The sequence below is a fragment of the Plesiocystis pacifica SIR-1 genome, assembly GCF_000170895.1.
GTDB classification, from domain to species: domain Bacteria; phylum Myxococcota_A; class Polyangia; order Nannocystales; family Nannocystaceae; genus Plesiocystis; species Plesiocystis pacifica.
This window is the reverse complement of sequence record NZ_ABCS01000104.1, coordinates 1-17098: the sequence shown is the minus strand read 5'-3', so window position 1 is coordinate 17098 and position 17098 is coordinate 1. Positions and strand designations below refer to the sequence as shown.

Genomic DNA, 17098 nt, shown 5'->3' with positions numbered 1-17098 from the left:
TCGGGACGTACTCAAGGAGCGCCAAGCAGTGCCGCCACGACACCGACCTGCACGCCCTCGTCGGGGAGTGGACCACCATCGCTCTCTAGCCGCAGGACGTAGTCTCCGGGCAGCACATCCGGGAACAAGATGAGTTCTGGCGCCATCGCCTTGGCGTCGAAAGTGCCCTCGATGTGGTAGTCCGAGGTCGAATTTACCCGCGCACAGCTCCGCAGCTCGACACGAAACACGGCGTCGAGTGAAGGCGTGAACTCGAAGCTGTAGCTGCCACCTTCGACAATCTGGAGGCGTTCCGTGAGACCGACGCCCGTGTCTAGGCTCCCCTCGACCCGCGAGTTTGAACAACTCATGTCCATCGTCCAGGCGCCAGGCGTGGGGAGACCCACCTCATCGAGCTCGCACGCGAGCTCCTGGCGAAGCGCGGAGGCCCCTCCCCCTGGCCAGTCGTTGAACTCACTCCACACGCCATCGAAGCTCTCGTTCAGCGCACCTTCGACGCCCTGTTGGAAGTCGGCGAAGGTGTCCATCGACTCGCCACACAGCGCCCGAAGTCCGCTCATACCCCGAGTATCGATGATGAACGCTACGAAGCGGGCCGCGAGGCCATAATACTGGCCCCCGAGGTAGCCTAGCTCCTGAACGGAAGCGAGGGCCTGTTCGAGAGAGTCCTGTGGAGGTCGATGGGTGAAAGGATCTCCGTAGAGCTCAGCCCATCCCTCTTCAATGAAGAACGACGCGCACTGGAGCCCCCTCGCGGCATGGCTGAGCTCGTGCCGGTCCGGAGTCTTCGTCGTCCACAAGAGGTTCTCCGTCGCACACCCAGCCACCCCCCCTGGCTCCCCCACGCACGACCAACACTCGGACTCCTTGGATGCGAAGCTCTGGTATTGAACATCGGGCAGGGCTGCGGGCTCATCGAGCCCCTCTGCCCACGAATCCGCGACCCACTGGGCGTGCGCCTGTGCAGCGGCAAAGCTCCCAGGGCATTGACGGGCGTATGAGTCTTCGTGCTCGAGAAAAGTGATCCCCTCCGCCTCGATCGGGTCAGCATGGTCACACTGTGGGTGTGCCGAGTCACCGCAAGCGCTCATGACAACCATACCGGCCATCATGAACGATGCGGAGTGAGCGACACGCATGCACCCCCCAGAGCAGGGCCCCTTCGAGCTCTCACGCCTCAGAGCTTCAGCCACTCCGTCTCCGGCACAGCGATCGTCCAGGCGTCCAGGTTTCCGTCTTCGTGCATCAGCTCGAAGCGCTTCGCAAACCACTCGTCCCCCATCTCAGTGATGGATATCGCTGAGCTGCCAACGGCGGGAAGGGTGACCCACTCCCCCAAGCACTCGCCGACGATCATGAAGCGTGCCTGGCCGGGGTTCGAGCTAAAGGTGTTCACACCTTCGCCATGATACCACGACCCCGCTGCGGAGCCGTAGAGTTCGATCCGCGGGTCATGGACCTCGACCTTCTCACCAAGGATGGTGAGCGTGACCGGTTGCGCGGGGTACAACTTCAGCTCCTCCAGGTACAGCTCCCCCCCACTGGTGGGAGCGAAACTCATCCTGGAACACCGGCCTGGTCGGCAGCTCGACAGCAGCGATGCCATCTCGAGTTGCCCCGGAAAGGTGTAGGCCCCAGACGTCGGACCTGCCGCGAGCGCCATGCCGTCGACCAAGCTCAAGATGTGGGCGTCACCAAAAGGTGGGTCTACGGGCTCGAGAAACTCGTCTCCGTTCTCATGGAGGCTTTCGCAAATGGTCGGAGAGTCGGGCTGATCGATGTCGGTCACCGTGACGACCATCTTCATCTCGATCGTCTCCACACTCTGAACACCCCAGAGACCAGGGTCCATCAGCCACTCCGAAGAGACAACCATCGGGCTCATCTCATCGTGACCCTCACCCATGCGGTCGATGCACTCGGTTTGCCCGCTCTCAGAGCTCAGATACCCTCTCAGATTTTCGAGGGCCTGCTCCTCGTCGTTCGGTAGGTCATTCGAGCCGATGAAGTGGCCGAGAGCGCTCGCCATGGAGCTGCACGCCAGCTGGCGCGCATCCATCATGCAATTGTGTGCAAAATGAGGCTGCTCTGCCAGCGTCTCGTCGTTGTCATAGGGAGCGCAACAGGCCATGACCTTCGCGTCTTCGTAGCTCTCGTAGTCGTTCCCAAACCCTCCGCCTCCATCGGACGGAATGGTGAAGAACTGCGGGATGCCGTTGTGTGTCCAAGCGAGCGAAGTCAAGAAGAGTCCCTCGCACTGAGCTTTGTAGCCATAGGCACCCGGCTTGATCGAGGTCAAGCACTCCTGCCCCATCAGCGGGCCTGGGCCCAAGTCGTAGGGGGAGAAGCCCGTGTCCCCGATCTCGTCCCCCGAGTTGGGGAAGTTCCCCGTCGCCGGATCGACGTCGTCGGAACAGCCGAGCATGCCAACGATGAAGCAGATGAGGCTGCCGAGTCCGGAGTTTCTAGTGCTAGAGGTTCGACTGGACATGTTCCTGAATGGCTCAGCGCCAAATCGGACAAAGGCGCCCGTTGATGGCCCATGAACGTGGCCAGTATCGGCCGTTCTGAATGAAAAGCCCAGTCAAACAGGGGCTACATCAGGGAGCGCTCAGCTCGCCTGCATGAACACCAGCACTTCGGAGCCCATGCCGGCGATCAGCCCGTTCGGCGCGAGCATGAAGATCAGGTGATCTTCAAACACGTAGTCCGAGCTCCGCTCGAACGCGAACGCCTGGCTCAGCGCCGGCCCCCCCACTCGAGCTCCCCCGCGCCGCGAAGCAGCATGTTGGGGTCGTCGTCCCCGCGGGCGTCCTTGGTCATGTGAATGATGATCTCGTCCTCGAGGATGATGATCTCACCGAGGCCGCCCCCCGGTCCGCCCTCGAGCATCGCCGGGGCCTCGTCCTCGAGCAAGCTGGCGAGCTCGGCGAGCGCCAGGCACTCCTCGAAGGCGACGCCCTCGATGGTCTCGCACAGCGCCTGGGGAGAGTCGGCGAAGCTGCTGGTCTGGTCCTCGCGGCCCAGGCCGAGCCAGCCCTTCGGCTCGACCTGGGTCTCGGGCGAGAAGCCGTCCTCGATGCGGACGCCGGACTTGGTGCTCGTGCAGCGCTCGCGGCCGAGGGCGAGGGCGCACGCCTCGGGTGAGAGCTCGGCGCAGCGCATGGCCTGATAGTCGAGGCAAGAGTCGAGCTCGGAGTCGTCGACGGGATCGTGGAGCACCCAGTCAGGCATCGCCTCGCCGCGAAAGTCGTCGGCGAACTCGGCCTCGGGCGCGCAAGCGATGGAGGTGCAGGCGAGGAACAGGGCGAGGAGCGTGGGTCGGTGGTGCGTGAACATGGTCGTGGTCCTGGTGCGACCCTTGGTTCGAGATGCGTCGATGGGATCCAACGCAGCCACCGTCGACCGCGAGCAAAAACACTCGAGGGCGGCGAGTTCCAACTCACCGAGAGAACCCGGAACCTTTCAGTCCGTTGGCCCTCTCCGCCACCTCGACGCCATGACCCCGAGATCCGCACGACTCCCCATCGCTGCGCTGTGCTGGCTGACAGCCTGCGCGGCGCCCTCAGCCACCATCGCCGCCGAAGACCCAGCCTCGCCCTGGCTCGAGATCTCGGAGTCTCAGCCCGTCCACGAGCCGCGCAGGCCCTCGATCGAGCGCGGCGAGTGTCCCGCACAGCTCGGCACCGCTCCCGTGGCGTATTTCGAGGGGCGCGTATGGATGCACCTGCCCAAGGGCATGACGGAGGACAACTTCGTCGAGTTTCAGCCAGCCTTCGCGCGCAGCACCGTGGCGGCGGAGTCCACCAACTGCCACCCCGACATGCCCGGCGCCATGATCAACTTCATGGCCCTGACCATGTTCGAGGATGACCCCAGCAAGCGCCTGGCCGAGCTCCGCACCGACATCCTCGAAGCCCTCGGCTACCCCGCGGACAGCGTCCTGGTCGAACGCGCCGAGCTCCCAGACGCGCGCGCGGGGCTGTGGGTCTACGAGGTCCCGGCCATGCCCGACACCGGAACACCCGAACCCGCCAAGATGCTGCTATCGATGCGATCCGCCCACGGCAACATGTTCGTGATCGTCTACGAGGTGCACCCAAACGCGTGGTCGGTGATCGTCAACACCCTGGTCCAGTCGGCCCTGTCGACTGGCTATACTTCGGGCAGCTCGGGCAACACCACCGAGAAGTGAATTCAGGCGACCGCGCCCATGCCGGCTTCGCGCGCGGCGAGCTGCTCTTCGAGCATCGTCGCCCAGGTCTCGATGTAGAGCACGACGTGGTCGCGCTCGTTGCGTCGCAGCTCCCGCGGGCCGCCCTCGCGGACGACCCGGGCGTAGACGCGATCGTCCCCGAGGTACTCGAGGTCGGCCAGGTCGCTGGGGCTCAGGCCGTAGGCGAGGAGCTCGCGGACGATGCCGTCGATGGGCAGGCCGCTCGTCGGGCAGTAGTCCCGGGCCCGGTCGCGCCACTCGCCGCCCCGAGACATCGCCGCCTCGTGGATCTCTCGGTGGCCGCGCTGGGTGATGGTCTGCGCGAGCTGCCCGCAGTTGCACTGCCCGTGGTGCCCCCACTGGTAGGGCGCGCCCTCACGCATGCGCGCGGCAGTGGTACGCAGGGCTTGGATCAGCCGGGTGTTCGCGTAGGCCATCGCCGCCGATGGTAGCAGCTCGGCCCTCCAGCCCCGCTCGACGCCCCGTGAACCCGCGCCGAGACGCAGCCGCACAGACATCACCGAAAAAAACGCTTTTGTCGCCGCGAGCGCCCTGCTACAAGGCCCCCGTGGACACGCTCACGCTCCTGCGCCCCGATGACTGGCACCTCCACCTGCGCGACGGCGATCGGTTGTGCTCGGTCGTCGCGGACACGGCGGCGCGCTTTGGTCGGGCCGTCGTCATGCCCAACCTCAAGCCGCCGGTGACCACCGTCGCCCAGGCCCAGGACTACAAGGCGCGCATCGTCGCGGCCATGGACCGATCCAAGGCGCGGGCCGACTTCACCCCGCTCATGACCCTCTACCTCACCGAGGGCACCACGCCCGCCGAGGTCAAAGCCCTCGCGGCCAGCGAGGAGGTCCACGCCATCAAGCTCTACCCCGCCGGCGCGACGACCAACTCCGAGGCGGGCGTCACCGGCCTCGACCCCCTCGACCCCGTGTTCGAGGCCATGGCCGAGCACGGCGTGCCCCTGCTAATCCACGGCGAGAGCACCGACCACCACGTCGACGTGTTCGACCGCGAGGCGCGCTTCGTCGAGGGCCCCCTCGACCGCCTGCGCGCCCGCCACCCCGCGCTCAAGATCGTCCTCGAGCACATCACCACCGCCGACGCCGTCGCCTGGGTCCGCGCCCAAGCGCGCAACACCGGGGCGACGATTACCGCCCACCACCTGCTGCTCAACCGCAACGCGATCTTCCAAGGCGGCCTGCGCCCCGACTTCTACTGCCTGCCCGTGCTCAAGCGCGAGCGTCACCGCGTCGCCCTGGTCGAGGCCGCGACCTCCGGCGACGCGCGCTTTTTCCTGGGCACCGACAGCGCCCCGCACCCGACCACGGCCAAGCACAGCGCCTGCGGCTGCGCGGGGATCTACACCGCCCACGCCGCCATCGAGCTCTACGCCGAGGCCTTCGAAGACGCAGGCGCCCTCGACCGCCTCGAGGGCTTTGCGAGCTGCTTCGGCCCGGACTTTTACGGGCTGCCGCGCAACACGGACACGATCACGCTGGTCCGCGAGGACTGGGCCGTGCCGGAGACGCTGGACTTCGGCGAGGGCGCGCTGACGCCCCTGCGCGGAGGCGAGACGGTGCGCTGGCGCGTGCAGGGCTGAGCCTACCGAGAAAGGCAGCCGCCCACGGGTTCAACGCCAGCTGAGTCCGTGGACGACGCTTTCCTGGATCATGGGTCCCGGCGTGGCCGGGGTGGGCGACTGCTAGGGGCCGACCTTGGCGAGCAGCCCCGTCAGCAGGGTCTGCGCGTGGGCCTGGACCGCGGCCTCGAAGTCGACGCCCATGCCCTCGAACTCCGGCCGCGTGTGGAGCTCGGCGACGGCCTCGGGGGGATGGGCGATGGGCCAGCAGCCAGCCACGAAGATGTAGAAGAAGGTCATGAAGCCCCGGGTCTGCTCGGCGTCGAGGCCTGGGAGCGCGGCGTCGATGGCCTCGATGGGTCCGTCCATCAGGGCGTTGAAGCGGCGCTTGAAGTCGGCGATGACCTCGGCGCTGACGTTGTGCTCGAGCACGGAGCTGAGCACGGTGATCAGCCGGCACAGGCGGGGGCGCGCGCTCGTACAGGCCGCGAGCTCCCGGGCGACGGCCTCGACGTCCCCGCTGCCCACGAGGGGCTCGAGGCGGCGGGCGAGGTCGGCCGTCCAGTCCTCGGCGTCGGCGAGGGCGATGGCCAACATGATGGCCTCCCGGCTCTCAAAATAGCGGTAGGTGTTGGCCTTGGAGATGCCCGCCCGGCGGGCGATGGCCGAGAGCGTCGCGCCGACGAGGCCGTCCCCGTCGAGGAGCTCCACGGCCGCTGTCAGGATCGCCGCGCGGCGTGCTTCCTTTTCTTCGGGACGGCGCGCCCGAGACCACCGGCGCCTACCACGCGGTTTCTCTTCGCTCGCCTCGCTCGGCCCTTCTTCGGCCTCAGCGCCCTTCCTGCACCGGGTCACGAACAAAACGATACGCCGCTCCTTGACAACAAACCACCGGTCGCTAAATAAAAGACCGACGGTCGCCAAATAACAGACCGGCAGTCACCAACTGACTGAGAGCCCCGAAGCCGGGGCACAGAGAGCGAGAACGGTCATGAGCAACAAAGCCTGGACCCACGACGACATCCCCGATCAAGCCGGCAAGGTCGCCATCGTCACCGGAGCGAACAGCGGCATCGGCCTCGAGACGGCCCGCTACCTCGCGGTGCGCGGCGCACGAGTGCTGCTCGCCTGCCGCAGCGAGAGCAAGGCCAACGCGGCCATGGAGGAGATCCGCAAGAGCGCGCCCTCGGCCAAGCTCGAGTTCGTGCGCCTCGATCTGGCCGACCTCGACCAGGTCCGGCAGTTCGCCGAGCTCATCCTGGCCAAGGAAGAGCGCATCGACCTGCTGATCAACAACGCCGGCGTGATGGTGCCGCCCGAGAGCGCGACCAAGCAGGGCTTCGAGCTGCAGTTCGGCGTCAACCACCTCGGCCACTTCGCGCTCACGGGCCTCTTGCTCCCGCGCATCCTCGCCACCCCCGACGCGCGCATCGTCAACGTCTCGAGCCAGGCGCACCGCTTCGGCAAGATGAACTTCGGCGACCTCGACTTCAAAAAGCGCGGCTACAAGGCGGGGCCGGCCTACGGCCAGAGCAAGCTCGCCAACTTGCTGTTCACCTTCGAGCTCCAGCGTCGCCTCGACGCCGCGGGCGAGGGCGTCATCGTGACCGCCGCCCACCCGGGCTGGACCGCGACCAACCTCCAGCAAAACGCCGGCTTCGTCGAGCGCCTCAACCCCCTGTTCGGCATGACCCCGCCCGACGGCGCCCTCCCGACCCTGCGCGCCGCGACCGACCCCCGGGCGATCGGCGGCGACTACTTCGGCCCCAGCGGGCTCGGCCAGATGCGCGGCGCGCCCAGGAAGGTCGGCACCACCAAGGCCGCCAAGAGCCTCAGCGACGCCGCCAAGCTGTGGGAGGTGTCCGAGGAGCGCACCGGCGTGCGCTTTGACCTGAGCCGCGCCGCCGCGGCCTGAATGGGCTCGATCGCCCGACTCGCAGGGCTCAGAGGGTCGGCCAAAACGAGTTTGGCCAACCCTCTGTCTACTTTAGCCGTCGTGGACGACGCCACGCCCTCCCTGCCCCACGTCCACGACTCAGAGGGTCGGCCAAAACGAGTTTGGCCAACCCTCTGTCTACTTTAGCCGTCGTGGACGACGCCACGCCCTCCCTGCCCCACGTCCATGACTCAGAGGGTCGGCCAAAACGAGTTTGGCCAACCCTCTGTCTACTTTAGCCGTCGTGGACGACGCCACGCCCTCCCTGCCCCACGTCCATGACTCAACCCTCGTCCGCGGGGATGCCCTCACTCTACGCGCGCGCGCAGGCGCAGGTGCACCGGGCTCGGCGACATCGTGAACCCGAACACCTCCGCCGGCTCAGCCCCAGGCGCGCGCAGCTCCGGCCCGAGCTCGAGCTCGAAGTTGCGGGCGGTCATCGCCGCGACCAGGCCCAGCTCGAACATCCCCAGAGCGCGCCCCGGGCACAGGCGCGGCCCGTAACCAAAGGTCAGCAGCGACTTGGAGTCGTGGGGCTCGTGGCTGGCCTCGCGCTGGTCGTCGATCCACCGGCTGGGGGCGAAGGCGTGGGGGCAGCCAAAGTGCGCCTGGTCCAGGGCGCCGACCCGCGTCAGCAGGCACACGCTCTGGCCCACGGCGTAGTCGAGGTCGCCGATGCGCCCGGGCTCGAGGGCGGTCAGGAAGGCCAGCGGGGCGGCCGAGCGCAGGCGCAGGGCCTCGCGCACGACCCCCTGGGTGTAGGGCATGGCGTCGAGGGTCTCGAGGTCGGGGACCCGCGCCGAGCCGAGCTTTTGGTCGACCTCCTCGCGCAGCCGGGCCTGGAGCGCGGGCTCGCGGGCGAGGTGGTAGAGCATCCACGCCGCGGTGTTCGAGGTCGTGTCCTCGCCGGCGACGAGCAGGGTCAACGCGTTCGCGTAGATCTCCTCGTCGTCGAGGCGCAGCTTGGGGTCGTCCTCGTCTCGGGCGAGGATCATCGCCTCGAGCAAGCTCTCCGGCGCGCGCTCGGGGTCGGCGTCGAGGCGCGCCCGGGCCTGGGCGATGCGCCCCGTGACCTCGGCGCGCAGCGTGTCGATTTGCCCCTCGACGGTGCGATCCTGAGGCAGCCGGAAGTAGCGCCAGTAGGGCACGATGGCCATGAGCCGGCGGTGAAAGGTCGGGAAGATGCCCTCGAGGTTCTCGAGCAGCGGGTGCGCCCCGCCCTTGCGCAGCAAGTCCACGTCCTCGCCAAAGGCCACGCGGATGGTCATGTCCGTCGCGTAGGCGCGCAGGTCTGCGTGCACGTCGAAGACGGCGCGCTCGGGGTCGGCGGCGCGCTCGAGCCACAGCCCGCGCAGGCGCTCGGTGATCTCCACGAGCTCCGGCGCGAGGGTCCGCAGGTGCTTGGGCACGAAGGCCGCGGTCATCAGCTTGCGCTGCTTTCGCCACTGCGCCCCCTCGGCGGTGAACAGCCCGTCGAAGCGCATCTCCGCCGCCTTGATCTTCATGTCCGAGTCGCGCTCGAACTGATCGGGGCGGCGCTTGAGCACCTCGCGGACCAGGGCCGGGTCGGAGATCACGACCATGTCCTTGCCGCGCAGGTTCACGGCGTACATCGGCCCGTAGGTCCGGGCCCAAGCCTCCAGGTCGAGGTGAAAGCGGTCCAGCTCGATCTGCAAGCTATTGCCCACGAGCGGCCAGGGCTTCGGCCCGGGGAGGTCAGCGAGAGTTCGCGGCATTGGGGCCCAGCTTAGCGGGCTTTCGTGCTAAGTCGCGGACATGGTCCGGCACTCTCTGACGCCGCGGGCCGCGGCCGTGCTCTCCCTCGCCACGCTCTGCCTCGAGGTGACCCTTGGCTGCGACAAGCCCAGGGCTTCGGCGACGCCGAACACCGAGGCCGAGCCCGCCCGCGTCGCCCCCGTGTTCATCGAGGCCGAGGCCGAGCCCAAGCCCGAGCCGGTCGCCACCGCCGGGCCGCTGTCTCCCGCGATCGCCAGCATCTACCGGTGCTGGTTCCGCTCGCCCTACGGCTACATGTTCGAGGTGCGCGGCGACCCCCTCGAGCTCCCCCACGGGGACTTCGGCACGCTCATGGGCGGCATCAACGGGATCCTCGTCTACGGCGCCGTCAACGACTGCGCGGGCGAGGTCGTCGACCAGCGCCCGCGCTCCTTCTCGGATCTCGGCCCCCTCGAAGCGCTCGCCGGCGTGCCCACGGCCCTCGACTACGACACCGAGGGCTCGCGCTACTCGACCCTCAACCCCGCGTTCTTGGCCTGGGCCAGGGTTGCGATGATCCCCCAGGCCCACGAGGCCATCGAGGGCGTGCCCGTGGCCCTCGCCTACCAAAAGGTCTTCTCGCGCTTTTTCCGGCTCATGGTCGAGAGCGCGGTCTACATCCACGAGAACCTCGACGCCCGCGGCGAGGCCACCCGCTACCTGCAGGCCGTCTACGCCGACGGCGACGCCCTCGAGTGGCTGCACCTCAACTACTCCGGGGTGCTGACCGAGTACGGCGGGAGCTGGGACGGGACCACGTGGACGCCGGCGATGTCCGTGGGCTTTTGGCTGCGGCGCGAAGACGACGGCACGCGCACGGCGTGCTGGTATGCCCTCCTCGACGTGGTCCGCCGCTTCGACCGGCCCTGGGTCGTCGAGCTCGCCGAGCGCTACCCCAAGGGCTGGGCGGCGCTCACCGTCGAGCCCGATCCCCTGGGGACCCTCGACCCGGCGCAGCTGCTCGCGACTCCCTAGCTGTCGTCCTCGGGGAGCACCGAGCCCAGACCGCGTCGAGGTCCCCGTCCATCGCAGCCCGGACAAACTCGTCGATGTCTGCGCGCATGCCCCCCTCTAGCACGCGCGGACGACGGTGTCTTTGCGGGCTCTTCCAGGCCGACCCGCGTGGTAGCTTTAGCCATGCCTGCCACCTGGCGCCACTGCAGCCGCTGCAAGACCGCCATCGCCTGCGGCGCGCCTTACCTGGTGTGCAGCGTCTCGACCTGCAACCGCAAGCGCTCGGCGATGGTGTTCTGCTCCATGGACTGCTGGGATGCCCACGTGCCCATCGCTGGACACCGGGAAGCCCACGCCGAAGATCGCGTCGCCCCGGCGACCCCGGGCGCCGAGCCGCGCTCCGCCGAGCGCCACAAGGACAAGCCGCGCACGGGCAGGCGGCGCATCGCCCCGGTCAAGCGCCGGGACCCGAGCTTGCCCAAGGACACCCTCGTCGTGACCAAGGCGCTCAAGGCCTACATCGCCGCGGCGGGCGAGCTGCGGACCTCCGACGCGGTCATGGACGTACTCTCGGAGAAGCTGCGCGACATGTGCGATCGGGCCATCGATCGGGCCAAGAAGGACGGGCGCAAGACCGTGCTCGACCGCGACTTCCTGCCCAAGTGAGGGCCCGATGCGCACGACCGCCGCCCCCCTCGTCCTCGTGCCCGAGGTCCTGCCCCCCGACTGGCTCGCCAGCGTGCACGCGGCCGCGGACGTCGGCGCCTTCGAGCTCCGCGACGACCTCGACGCGGTCCTGGGCCTCGAGCTCGAGACCCGCCGTCGGGTCGTCGGGCTGCTGACCTTGCTGACCCGCCCCGTCGACGCCGCGCTCCTCGACGCCTTCCCCGAGCTGCGCGTGGTCAGCAACATGGCCGTGGGCTTCGACAACGTCGACGTGCCCGCGTGCACGGCCCGCTCGATCCGCGTCGGCAACACGCCGGGGGTGCTCACCGACGCGACCGCCGACCTGGCCATGGCTCTGTTGCTCAGCGCCGCCCGCAACCTGCCGGCCGCCAGCCTCGACGCCCGCGAGGGTCGGTGGCAGACCTGGAGCCCCACGGGCTGGCTGGGCCTGGAGCTGCGCGGCGCGACCCTGGGCGTCGTCGGCCTGGGCAAGATCGGCCTGGCCGTGGCCCAGCGCGCCCGCGCCTTCGGCATGGACATCCTCTACACCCGCCGCTCCGACGCCCCCGCGCCCCCGGAGCTCGGGGCGACCCGCGTCGAGCTCGACGCGCTGCTCGCCCGCGCCGACGTCGTCAGCCTGCACGTGCCCCTGCGCCCCGACACCCGCCACCTCATCGACGCCGCCGCCCTGGGGCGCATGAAGCCCTCGGCGCTGCTCGTCAACACGGCCCGAGGCGACGTGGTCGACCAGGTCGCGCTGCAAGCCGCGCTCGAGGCCGGACAGATCGCAGGCGCGGCCCTCGACGTGACCTCGCCCGAGCCGCTGCCGCCCGAGCACCCCCTCTACCAGACGCCGGGCTGCTTCATCGTCCCGCACATCGGCTCGGCCACCCGCGCGACCCGCCGGCGCATGGCCGAGCTGGCCTGCGCCAACTTGCTCGCGGGGGTCCGCGGCGAGGCCCTGCCCCACGCGGTCAACGGACCAATCTGATGAGGGGCCCGAAGCCGAGCCTCCCAACCGCGGCGAGTTCAACGGTCCGCTAGCCGTTGCGGCGGCGCAGCCCGAAGGCGCCGACGAGCAGCACGATCGCCAGGCCCATGTTGCGCAGGCTCCCGGCGTCTTCGGCCGAACAGCTGCAGCCCGTCTCGTCGAGCTCTTGGCCGCCGCCGGTCCCACCGCCCACCGTCTCGCCCACGTCCGCGGCTTCGTCTGCCGCTTCGTCCGTCCCCGCGCCGTCGTCCGTGCTGCCCCGCCCCTCGGATCCGCCGCCGTCCGTCCCAGACTCCCCCGAGCCGCTCGTCGAGCCGGCGCCCGTCGAGCCGTCTTCGTCCGCCGCGTCGTCGCCTTCGCCCGAGTCGGCCGTGCCCCCGCCCGTGCCCGTGGTCCCCTCGCCCCCGCCCGTGTCCGTGTCGAGCGGGCCCCCGCTGTCTTCTTCCCCGAAGGTCTCGAAGCCTTCCTCACCGAAGGTCCCGCCGCCCGCGGTGGTCTCGCCTTCACCGCCGAAGGTCGTCTCGCCTTCACCGCCAAAGGTCGTCTCGAAGCCCTCCTCGCCGAAGGTCTCGAAGCCCCCGGTCGTGCTCTCGCCTCCCCAGGACTCCGACTCGGACTCCGACTCCACGCAGCCCTCCAGCCAGCTCTCGCAGATCTCCATCAGCTCGGCCTCGCTGAGCCCGTCGAGCAAGCCCCCGCCGGTCGTTCCCCCGTCCCCGCCGCCCTCGCACAGGCAGAAGATCGAGCCGAAGCCCTCGTTGGAGACGGTGCATGAACCGAAGTCGTTGGAGCACATGACCTCGGCGGCCGTCGCCGTCGCTGGCGCCAGGCTGAGGGTGGCTGCGAAGGCAACGCCCATGGCGAAGGTAGTCCGAAAAAGTGAGTCGATCATCGATTGGGATGTACCCGCCGCGCCCTCAACCGATCAGGCGGTGCGAAGCTATTTTTGAGGTGGCCAACCCAGAGCGAGGCGTAGTGAGAGATCATGATTTGAAGGCGCTTGGGCGTCTGTCCTCCAGACGGCGGATACGCCGATCGGCGTATTGCCCCGCGCGACGCCCCTGGCGTACTCGGGCCACGCGGCCGGCAAGGAATTCCCAGCCGCGAAGCAAAGACCATGAAGACCCACATCGCTCCCCTCACCTCCATTGCGACCCTCCTCCTCACTCTGGCCAGCACCGCCTGCGTCGAAGACGTCGAGTCCACCGCCGACCTCGACATGGCAGGCGTCGATGTCTCGGACGTGGAGTTCAGCGCCGTCGAGCCCGTCGGCGAGCTCCGCGTCGAAGAGCGCGCAGGACCCGACAACGTGCGTGAGATCGTCAAGAGCCAGGACTTCCTCGGCTACACCGAAGACGGCGAGGTCGTCCCCTTCAACAAGAGCTGCATCAGCTCTTGCGCCAACGGCTGCACGGGGACCGGCTGCGCGCCTTCGGGCGTGGGCTGCAGCGCGCACAGCTGCAGCGGCAAGGCGTGCCACTCGACCGCCGGCATGTGCAAGCCCGGCAGCTCCATCTCCATTTCCATCGAGTAGCCCGCGCTAGAGCGCGAACTCGTCGCCCACCGTGGCGACCCGAAAGCCCCTCGCCTCGATCGCCGCGCGCTCGGGCGAGCGCGGATCGAGGGCGGGGTTGGAGTGGTTCAGATGCACGAACCACACCGCGAAGTCCTCGCTGAGCCGCCCCTCCAGCAGCGCCATGGTGTCGACGACGAGGGGGTGGCCGATCTTGGTGGTGTCGCGGCCGGGGAGCTCGTCGCCGGAGTAGAAGGTCGCGTCGACGAGGAGCAGATCGACGCCGTCGAGGACCGCGTCGAGGTCGAGGCCTGCCTCCGCCGTCCATTGCGGCCAGGGGTTGGTGTCGGGGACGTAGAGGGCCTTGGCCCGGGCGCCCTCGATGTACCAGGCGTAGGTGTCGGTGTACTCCCCGCGGTGCGGCACGCTCAGCGCCGTCGCGCGCACGCCCAAGCTCGTTCCGTCGCCAGCGCGCAGCTCGATGGCCTCCCCCGGGGGCGCGACCGCGGGCGCGATGTTGGCGAGGGCGACGAGCTGGTCCCAGGGCGCGTTGGCCCGCAAAAAGTCGACCATGCGCGCGCTCGCCAGCACGCGCACCCCCGAGGTGCTGCCCGCCTCGAAGCCCAGGTGCGCCAGGCCGAGGTAGTGGCCCATGTGCGCGTGGGTCAGGGCGATCCCGTCGAGGGGGCTGCGATCGACGCGGCCGAGGGTCGGCTGGCCCTCCGAGCCCGCGGCGTGACGGCGCTCGAGCACGTCGCCCAAGAGCTCGAGCTGCGCGGGCAAGTCCGGGGTCGCGTCGATCAACCACAGCCCGCGATCGTCGGCGCCGATGATCCCCAGGCTCGCCACGAAGCTGGCCCGCGAGGGTTCGACGCGCGCGGCCTCGCAGCGCACGCAGTCGCAGGCGACGTGGGGCAGGCCGCCATCTTGGGCGATGCCCAGGACGCGCAGGCGCGGACCCGTCGCCTTCCGCGGGGCCGAGTCGGCGCGAGGCTCGAGCGCGGCCTTCGTCTCGGCCTCGGCTGGGGCGGAGACTGGATCCGAGACCGGGGGCGGAGCCTTCGAAGGCGCCCCGCCGTCGCAACCGAGCAGCCCGACGAGCGAGACCAACGAACCAAATTCGATACTCGGACCAACACGCGCGCTCGGGCTCACCACCCGACCATGCTACGTCGCGCCCTAGCACGCGGCGCACAGGCGGCGGGCGTCGCTGACGACTTGGGCCCGAGCCAGGCGCAGGCGCGAGTACACCGTGTTGATCCCCACGCCCAGGCTCTCGGCGATCTCTGGTCCCGAGCGACCGTCCTCGCTGGCCATCTCGAACACCCGGCGCTTGTCCCCCTCGAGGCCCTCGATCGCCCGGGTCAGGGCCCGCTGAGCCCGCTCGCGCTCGACCGCCTCGTCCAGGCCCAAGGCCGGCTCGGGCGACGGTACTCGGAGCATCCGGTGCGTCCGGCGTCGAGCCCCGCGGCGCTGGGTCGAGGCCACGCGACGCGCGATGCCGTAGAGCCACGCGCGCACCGACGCGCCGTGCTCCAGGTCTGCCCACCGGCGGTGGGCGACGATGAACACCTCTTGCGCCGCGTCCTCGCGCATCGCATCCGGGACGCCGTAGCGCCCGAGGATCAGCAGCACGTAGTCCCAATGCTCCCGGTAGGCCCGGGACAGCTCCCTCATGTCACACACTGGTTCCCGCATCCACTGTCGAAGTGTCGAACCAGATAAAAGTGTCCAAGCAGATTCCGCTTTTTCCCAGGCGCCGCGAAACAGCCTCTGGACCCGGTGAGTCTCCCCTACTCGCGCTCGGGCTCGCCGGTGGCGGCGCGTCCCCCAAGGCACGCTATGCTGTGCCTCCGTGACGGCGAACTGGCAGCTCGATGCACAGCTCTTGGGCCAATGGCGCGGCGGAGACAACTCCGCCGGCGCCCAGCTCTTCGACCGCCACGCCGACGCCGTGGGCCGATTCTTCGAGAACAAGGTGCGCTCGGGCACCGACGATCTGATCCAGCAGACCTTCCTGCGCCTCGTCGAGGGCCGCGAGCGAATCCGCGACGGGGTCGCCTTCCGCGGCTTCGTGCTCGGCGTGGCCCGCAACGTGTTGCGCGAGCACCTCCGCCGGCTCACCCGGGGGCGCGAGGTCGATCCGGAGGTCGAGTCCATGGCCGAGCTCGCCCCCGGGCCCTCGACCCTGCTGGGCGCCTGTCGCGAGCAGCGGCTCCTGCTCGAGGGCCTGCGCCGCCTGCCCGTGGAGCACCAGGTCGCCCTCGAGCTCTACTACTGGGAGGGCCTCAACGCCGCGCAGATCGCTGAAATCATGGAGATTTCCCACTCGGCGATGCGCAGCCGGCTGACCAAGGCGCGGGCGCTCCTGCGCCAGGCCATGGTCCAGCTCGCGGAGTCCCCGCAGCTGCTCGAGAGTACCGTCAACGGCCTGGACGACTGGGCCTCGCAGCTGCGCCAGCAGCTCGAGCAGCGCCTCGGATGACGATCCTCCCCCCGAGCTTGGACACCCCGTCCGCGAGGATCACTTCGAGAGAGGACGGCCCTCTACCCGGAGGTTGCCCGTCGAGCCCTTTGTCGTCGAGGCCACCCTGTCCCGAGCCACCGCCATGAACGCGACCCGCGAGCCCAGCCTCGGGGACACTCCCGAGTACGCGCCCACGCAGGACTCGGCCGAGCGTCGCACCGACCCGCCGCACCGGCCCGAGTCGAGCTTCGAGCATCGGCGCGCCGTCGCGGCGGCCCGCAAGGCGCTCTTTGGCCAGGCCCAGGAGCTGTTCATCGGCCGCTACCGCATCCTCAACCGGATCGGCGCGGGCGGCATGGGCGAGGTCTACCTCGCGCAGGACGAGAAGCTCGAGCGGCGCGTGGCCATCAAGCGCGTGCTCGGGGCCGGCGTCAACGACCGGGCTCAAGAGCGCCTGCGCCGGGAGGCCAGGGCCCTCGCGCGCCTGTCTCACCCCAACGTCGTCCAGGTCTACGAGATCGGCGAGCACGAGGAGCGGACCTTCCTCGCCATGGAGTTCGTCGAGGGCCAGACCCTCGCGGCCTGGCTCGAGTCCGAGGCCCACGACTGGCGAGCGATCCTCACCCAGTTCATCGACGCCGGCCGGGGCCTGGCCGCCGTCCATGCGGTCGGCGTGGTCCACCGCGACTTCAAGGCCGAGAACGTGCTGATGGGCAAGGACGGCCGGGCTCGCATCGCCGACTTTGGCCTGGCGATCGACGACGGCGCCGCCCTGCCCGAGGCCCCCCAAGGCCCGGAGGCTCCCGAGAACCCCGAGGCCGCGCGCGCGGACGGAAGCGAGAGCTCGGCGGCCTCGGGACCGCGCCCCCTGCCCTCCCTCGGCGAGCGCCTGAGCGTGACCGGGGCCATGGTCGGCACGATCCGCTACATGGCGCCAGAGCAGATCCGGGCCGGCCACATCGACGCGCGCTCGGACCAGTTCGCGTTT

Annotated in this window: 18 protein-coding genes; 9 read left to right on the top strand and 9 right to left on the bottom strand. The window is 69.3% G+C overall.

The features are described from left to right. Nucleotides 1–11 precede the first annotated feature (11 nt). The 3 genes from PPSIR1_RS33845 to PPSIR1_RS33835 all read right to left on the bottom strand — a co-directional run bounded on the left by PPSIR1_RS33845 (nt 12) and on the right by PPSIR1_RS33835 (nt 3339). Nucleotides 12–1100, bottom strand: a complete 1089-nt coding sequence (locus PPSIR1_RS33845; RefSeq protein WP_157596252.1) for a hypothetical protein — start codon at nt 1098–1100, stop codon at nt 12–14. A gap of 77 nt (nt 1101–1177) precedes the next feature. Then, a complete protein-coding gene (locus PPSIR1_RS33840) occupies nt 1178–2425 on the bottom strand; it encodes a hypothetical protein (RefSeq protein WP_006975757.1) in 1248 nt (415 codons plus the stop codon). A gap of 314 nt (nt 2426–2739) precedes the next feature. Continuing rightward, on the bottom strand, nt 2740–3339 hold the full coding sequence (locus PPSIR1_RS33835; RefSeq protein WP_006975755.1) for a hypothetical protein: 600 nt from the start codon (nt 3337–3339) through the stop codon (nt 2740–2742). Nucleotides 3340–3721: 382 nt separating this feature from the next. Here PPSIR1_RS33835 and PPSIR1_RS33830 point away from each other — a divergent pair, with 382 nt between their 5' ends. Beyond that, complete coding sequence (locus PPSIR1_RS33830) at nt 3722–4195, top strand: hypothetical protein (RefSeq protein WP_006975754.1); 474 nt, start codon at nt 3722–3724, stop codon at nt 4193–4195. Nucleotides 4196–4197: 2 nt separating this feature from the next. Here PPSIR1_RS33830 and PPSIR1_RS33825 read toward each other — a convergent pair whose 3' ends face one another. Next, nucleotides 4198–4653 carry a hypothetical protein gene (locus PPSIR1_RS33825; RefSeq protein WP_006975753.1) on the bottom strand — a complete coding sequence of 152 codons (456 nt, stop codon included), beginning with the start codon at nt 4651–4653 and terminating at the stop codon, nt 4198–4200. A 131-nt stretch (nt 4654–4784) separates the two neighbouring features. On the opposite strand from PPSIR1_RS33825, the gene pyrC reads away from it, so the two are divergent. Next, nucleotides 4785–5828, top strand: a complete 1044-nt coding sequence (gene pyrC, locus PPSIR1_RS33820; protein ID WP_006975752.1) for a dihydroorotase — start codon at nt 4785–4787, stop codon at nt 5826–5828. A gap of 102 nt (nt 5829–5930) precedes the next feature. On the opposite strand, the gene PPSIR1_RS44615 is transcribed toward pyrC, so the two are convergent. After that, entirely contained in the window at nt 5931–6662 is a 732-nt protein-coding gene (locus tag PPSIR1_RS44615; protein WP_269744742.1) for a TetR/AcrR family transcriptional regulator, read from the bottom strand. A 136-nt stretch (nt 6663–6798) separates the two neighbouring features. Here PPSIR1_RS44615 and PPSIR1_RS33810 point away from each other — a divergent pair, with 136 nt between their 5' ends. Next, entirely contained in the window at nt 6799–7722 is a 924-nt protein-coding gene (locus PPSIR1_RS33810) for an oxidoreductase (RefSeq protein ID WP_006975750.1), read from the top strand. A gap of 329 nt (nt 7723–8051) precedes the next feature. Here the strand turns inward: PPSIR1_RS33810 and PPSIR1_RS33805 are convergent, their stop codons facing one another. Then, nucleotides 8052–9479 (bottom strand): cytochrome P450, encoded by a 1428-nt coding sequence (locus PPSIR1_RS33805; protein WP_045117298.1) that lies wholly within the window; start codon nt 9477–9479, stop codon nt 8052–8054. A gap of 40 nt (nt 9480–9519) precedes the next feature. Between PPSIR1_RS33805 and PPSIR1_RS33800 the strand changes: the two genes are divergently transcribed. The 3 genes from PPSIR1_RS33800 to PPSIR1_RS33790 all read left to right on the top strand — a co-directional run bounded on the left by PPSIR1_RS33800 (nt 9520) and on the right by PPSIR1_RS33790 (nt 12130). Further along, complete coding sequence (locus tag PPSIR1_RS33800; protein WP_006975748.1) at nt 9520–10494, top strand: hypothetical protein; 975 nt, start codon at nt 9520–9522, stop codon at nt 10492–10494. Nucleotides 10495–10656: 162 nt separating this feature from the next. After that, the gene (locus PPSIR1_RS49705; RefSeq protein WP_006975747.1) at nt 10657–11139 is read left to right on the top strand and encodes a hypothetical protein; all 483 of its coding nucleotides are present in this window, start codon (nt 10657–10659) and stop codon (nt 11137–11139) included. Between the two features lie 7 nt (nt 11140–11146). Then, nucleotides 11147–12130 (top strand): 2-hydroxyacid dehydrogenase, encoded by a 984-nt coding sequence (locus tag PPSIR1_RS33790; RefSeq protein WP_006975746.1) that lies wholly within the window; start codon nt 11147–11149, stop codon nt 12128–12130. Between the two features lie 49 nt (nt 12131–12179). Here PPSIR1_RS33790 and PPSIR1_RS44605 read toward each other — a convergent pair whose 3' ends face one another. Then, entirely contained in the window at nt 12180–12989 is an 810-nt protein-coding gene (locus PPSIR1_RS44605) for an MYXO-CTERM sorting domain-containing protein (RefSeq protein WP_006975745.1), read from the bottom strand. 258 nt (nt 12990–13247) lie between these two features. Here PPSIR1_RS44605 and PPSIR1_RS33780 point away from each other — a divergent pair, with 258 nt between their 5' ends. Next, nucleotides 13248–13664 carry a hypothetical protein gene (locus PPSIR1_RS33780; RefSeq protein ID WP_045117297.1) on the top strand — a complete coding sequence of 139 codons (417 nt, stop codon included), beginning with the start codon at nt 13248–13250 and terminating at the stop codon, nt 13662–13664. Between the two features lie 6 nt (nt 13665–13670). On the opposite strand, the gene PPSIR1_RS33775 is transcribed toward PPSIR1_RS33780, so the two are convergent. Further along, nucleotides 13671–14753 (bottom strand): MBL fold metallo-hydrolase, encoded by a 1083-nt coding sequence (locus tag PPSIR1_RS33775; RefSeq protein WP_006975744.1) that lies wholly within the window; start codon nt 14751–14753, stop codon nt 13671–13673. A 69-nt stretch (nt 14754–14822) separates the two neighbouring features. After that, nucleotides 14823–15320, bottom strand: a complete 498-nt coding sequence (locus PPSIR1_RS33770; protein ID WP_006975743.1) for an RNA polymerase sigma factor — start codon at nt 15318–15320, stop codon at nt 14823–14825. 178 nt (nt 15321–15498) lie between these two features. On the opposite strand from PPSIR1_RS33770, the gene PPSIR1_RS33765 reads away from it, so the two are divergent. Continuing rightward, nucleotides 15499–16128, top strand: a complete 630-nt coding sequence (locus tag PPSIR1_RS33765) for an RNA polymerase sigma factor (protein WP_045117296.1) — start codon at nt 15499–15501, stop codon at nt 16126–16128. A gap of 73 nt (nt 16129–16201) precedes the next feature. Next, on the top strand, nt 16202–17098 hold an 897-nt coding region (locus tag PPSIR1_RS33760; protein WP_006975741.1), incomplete at its 3' end, for a serine/threonine-protein kinase.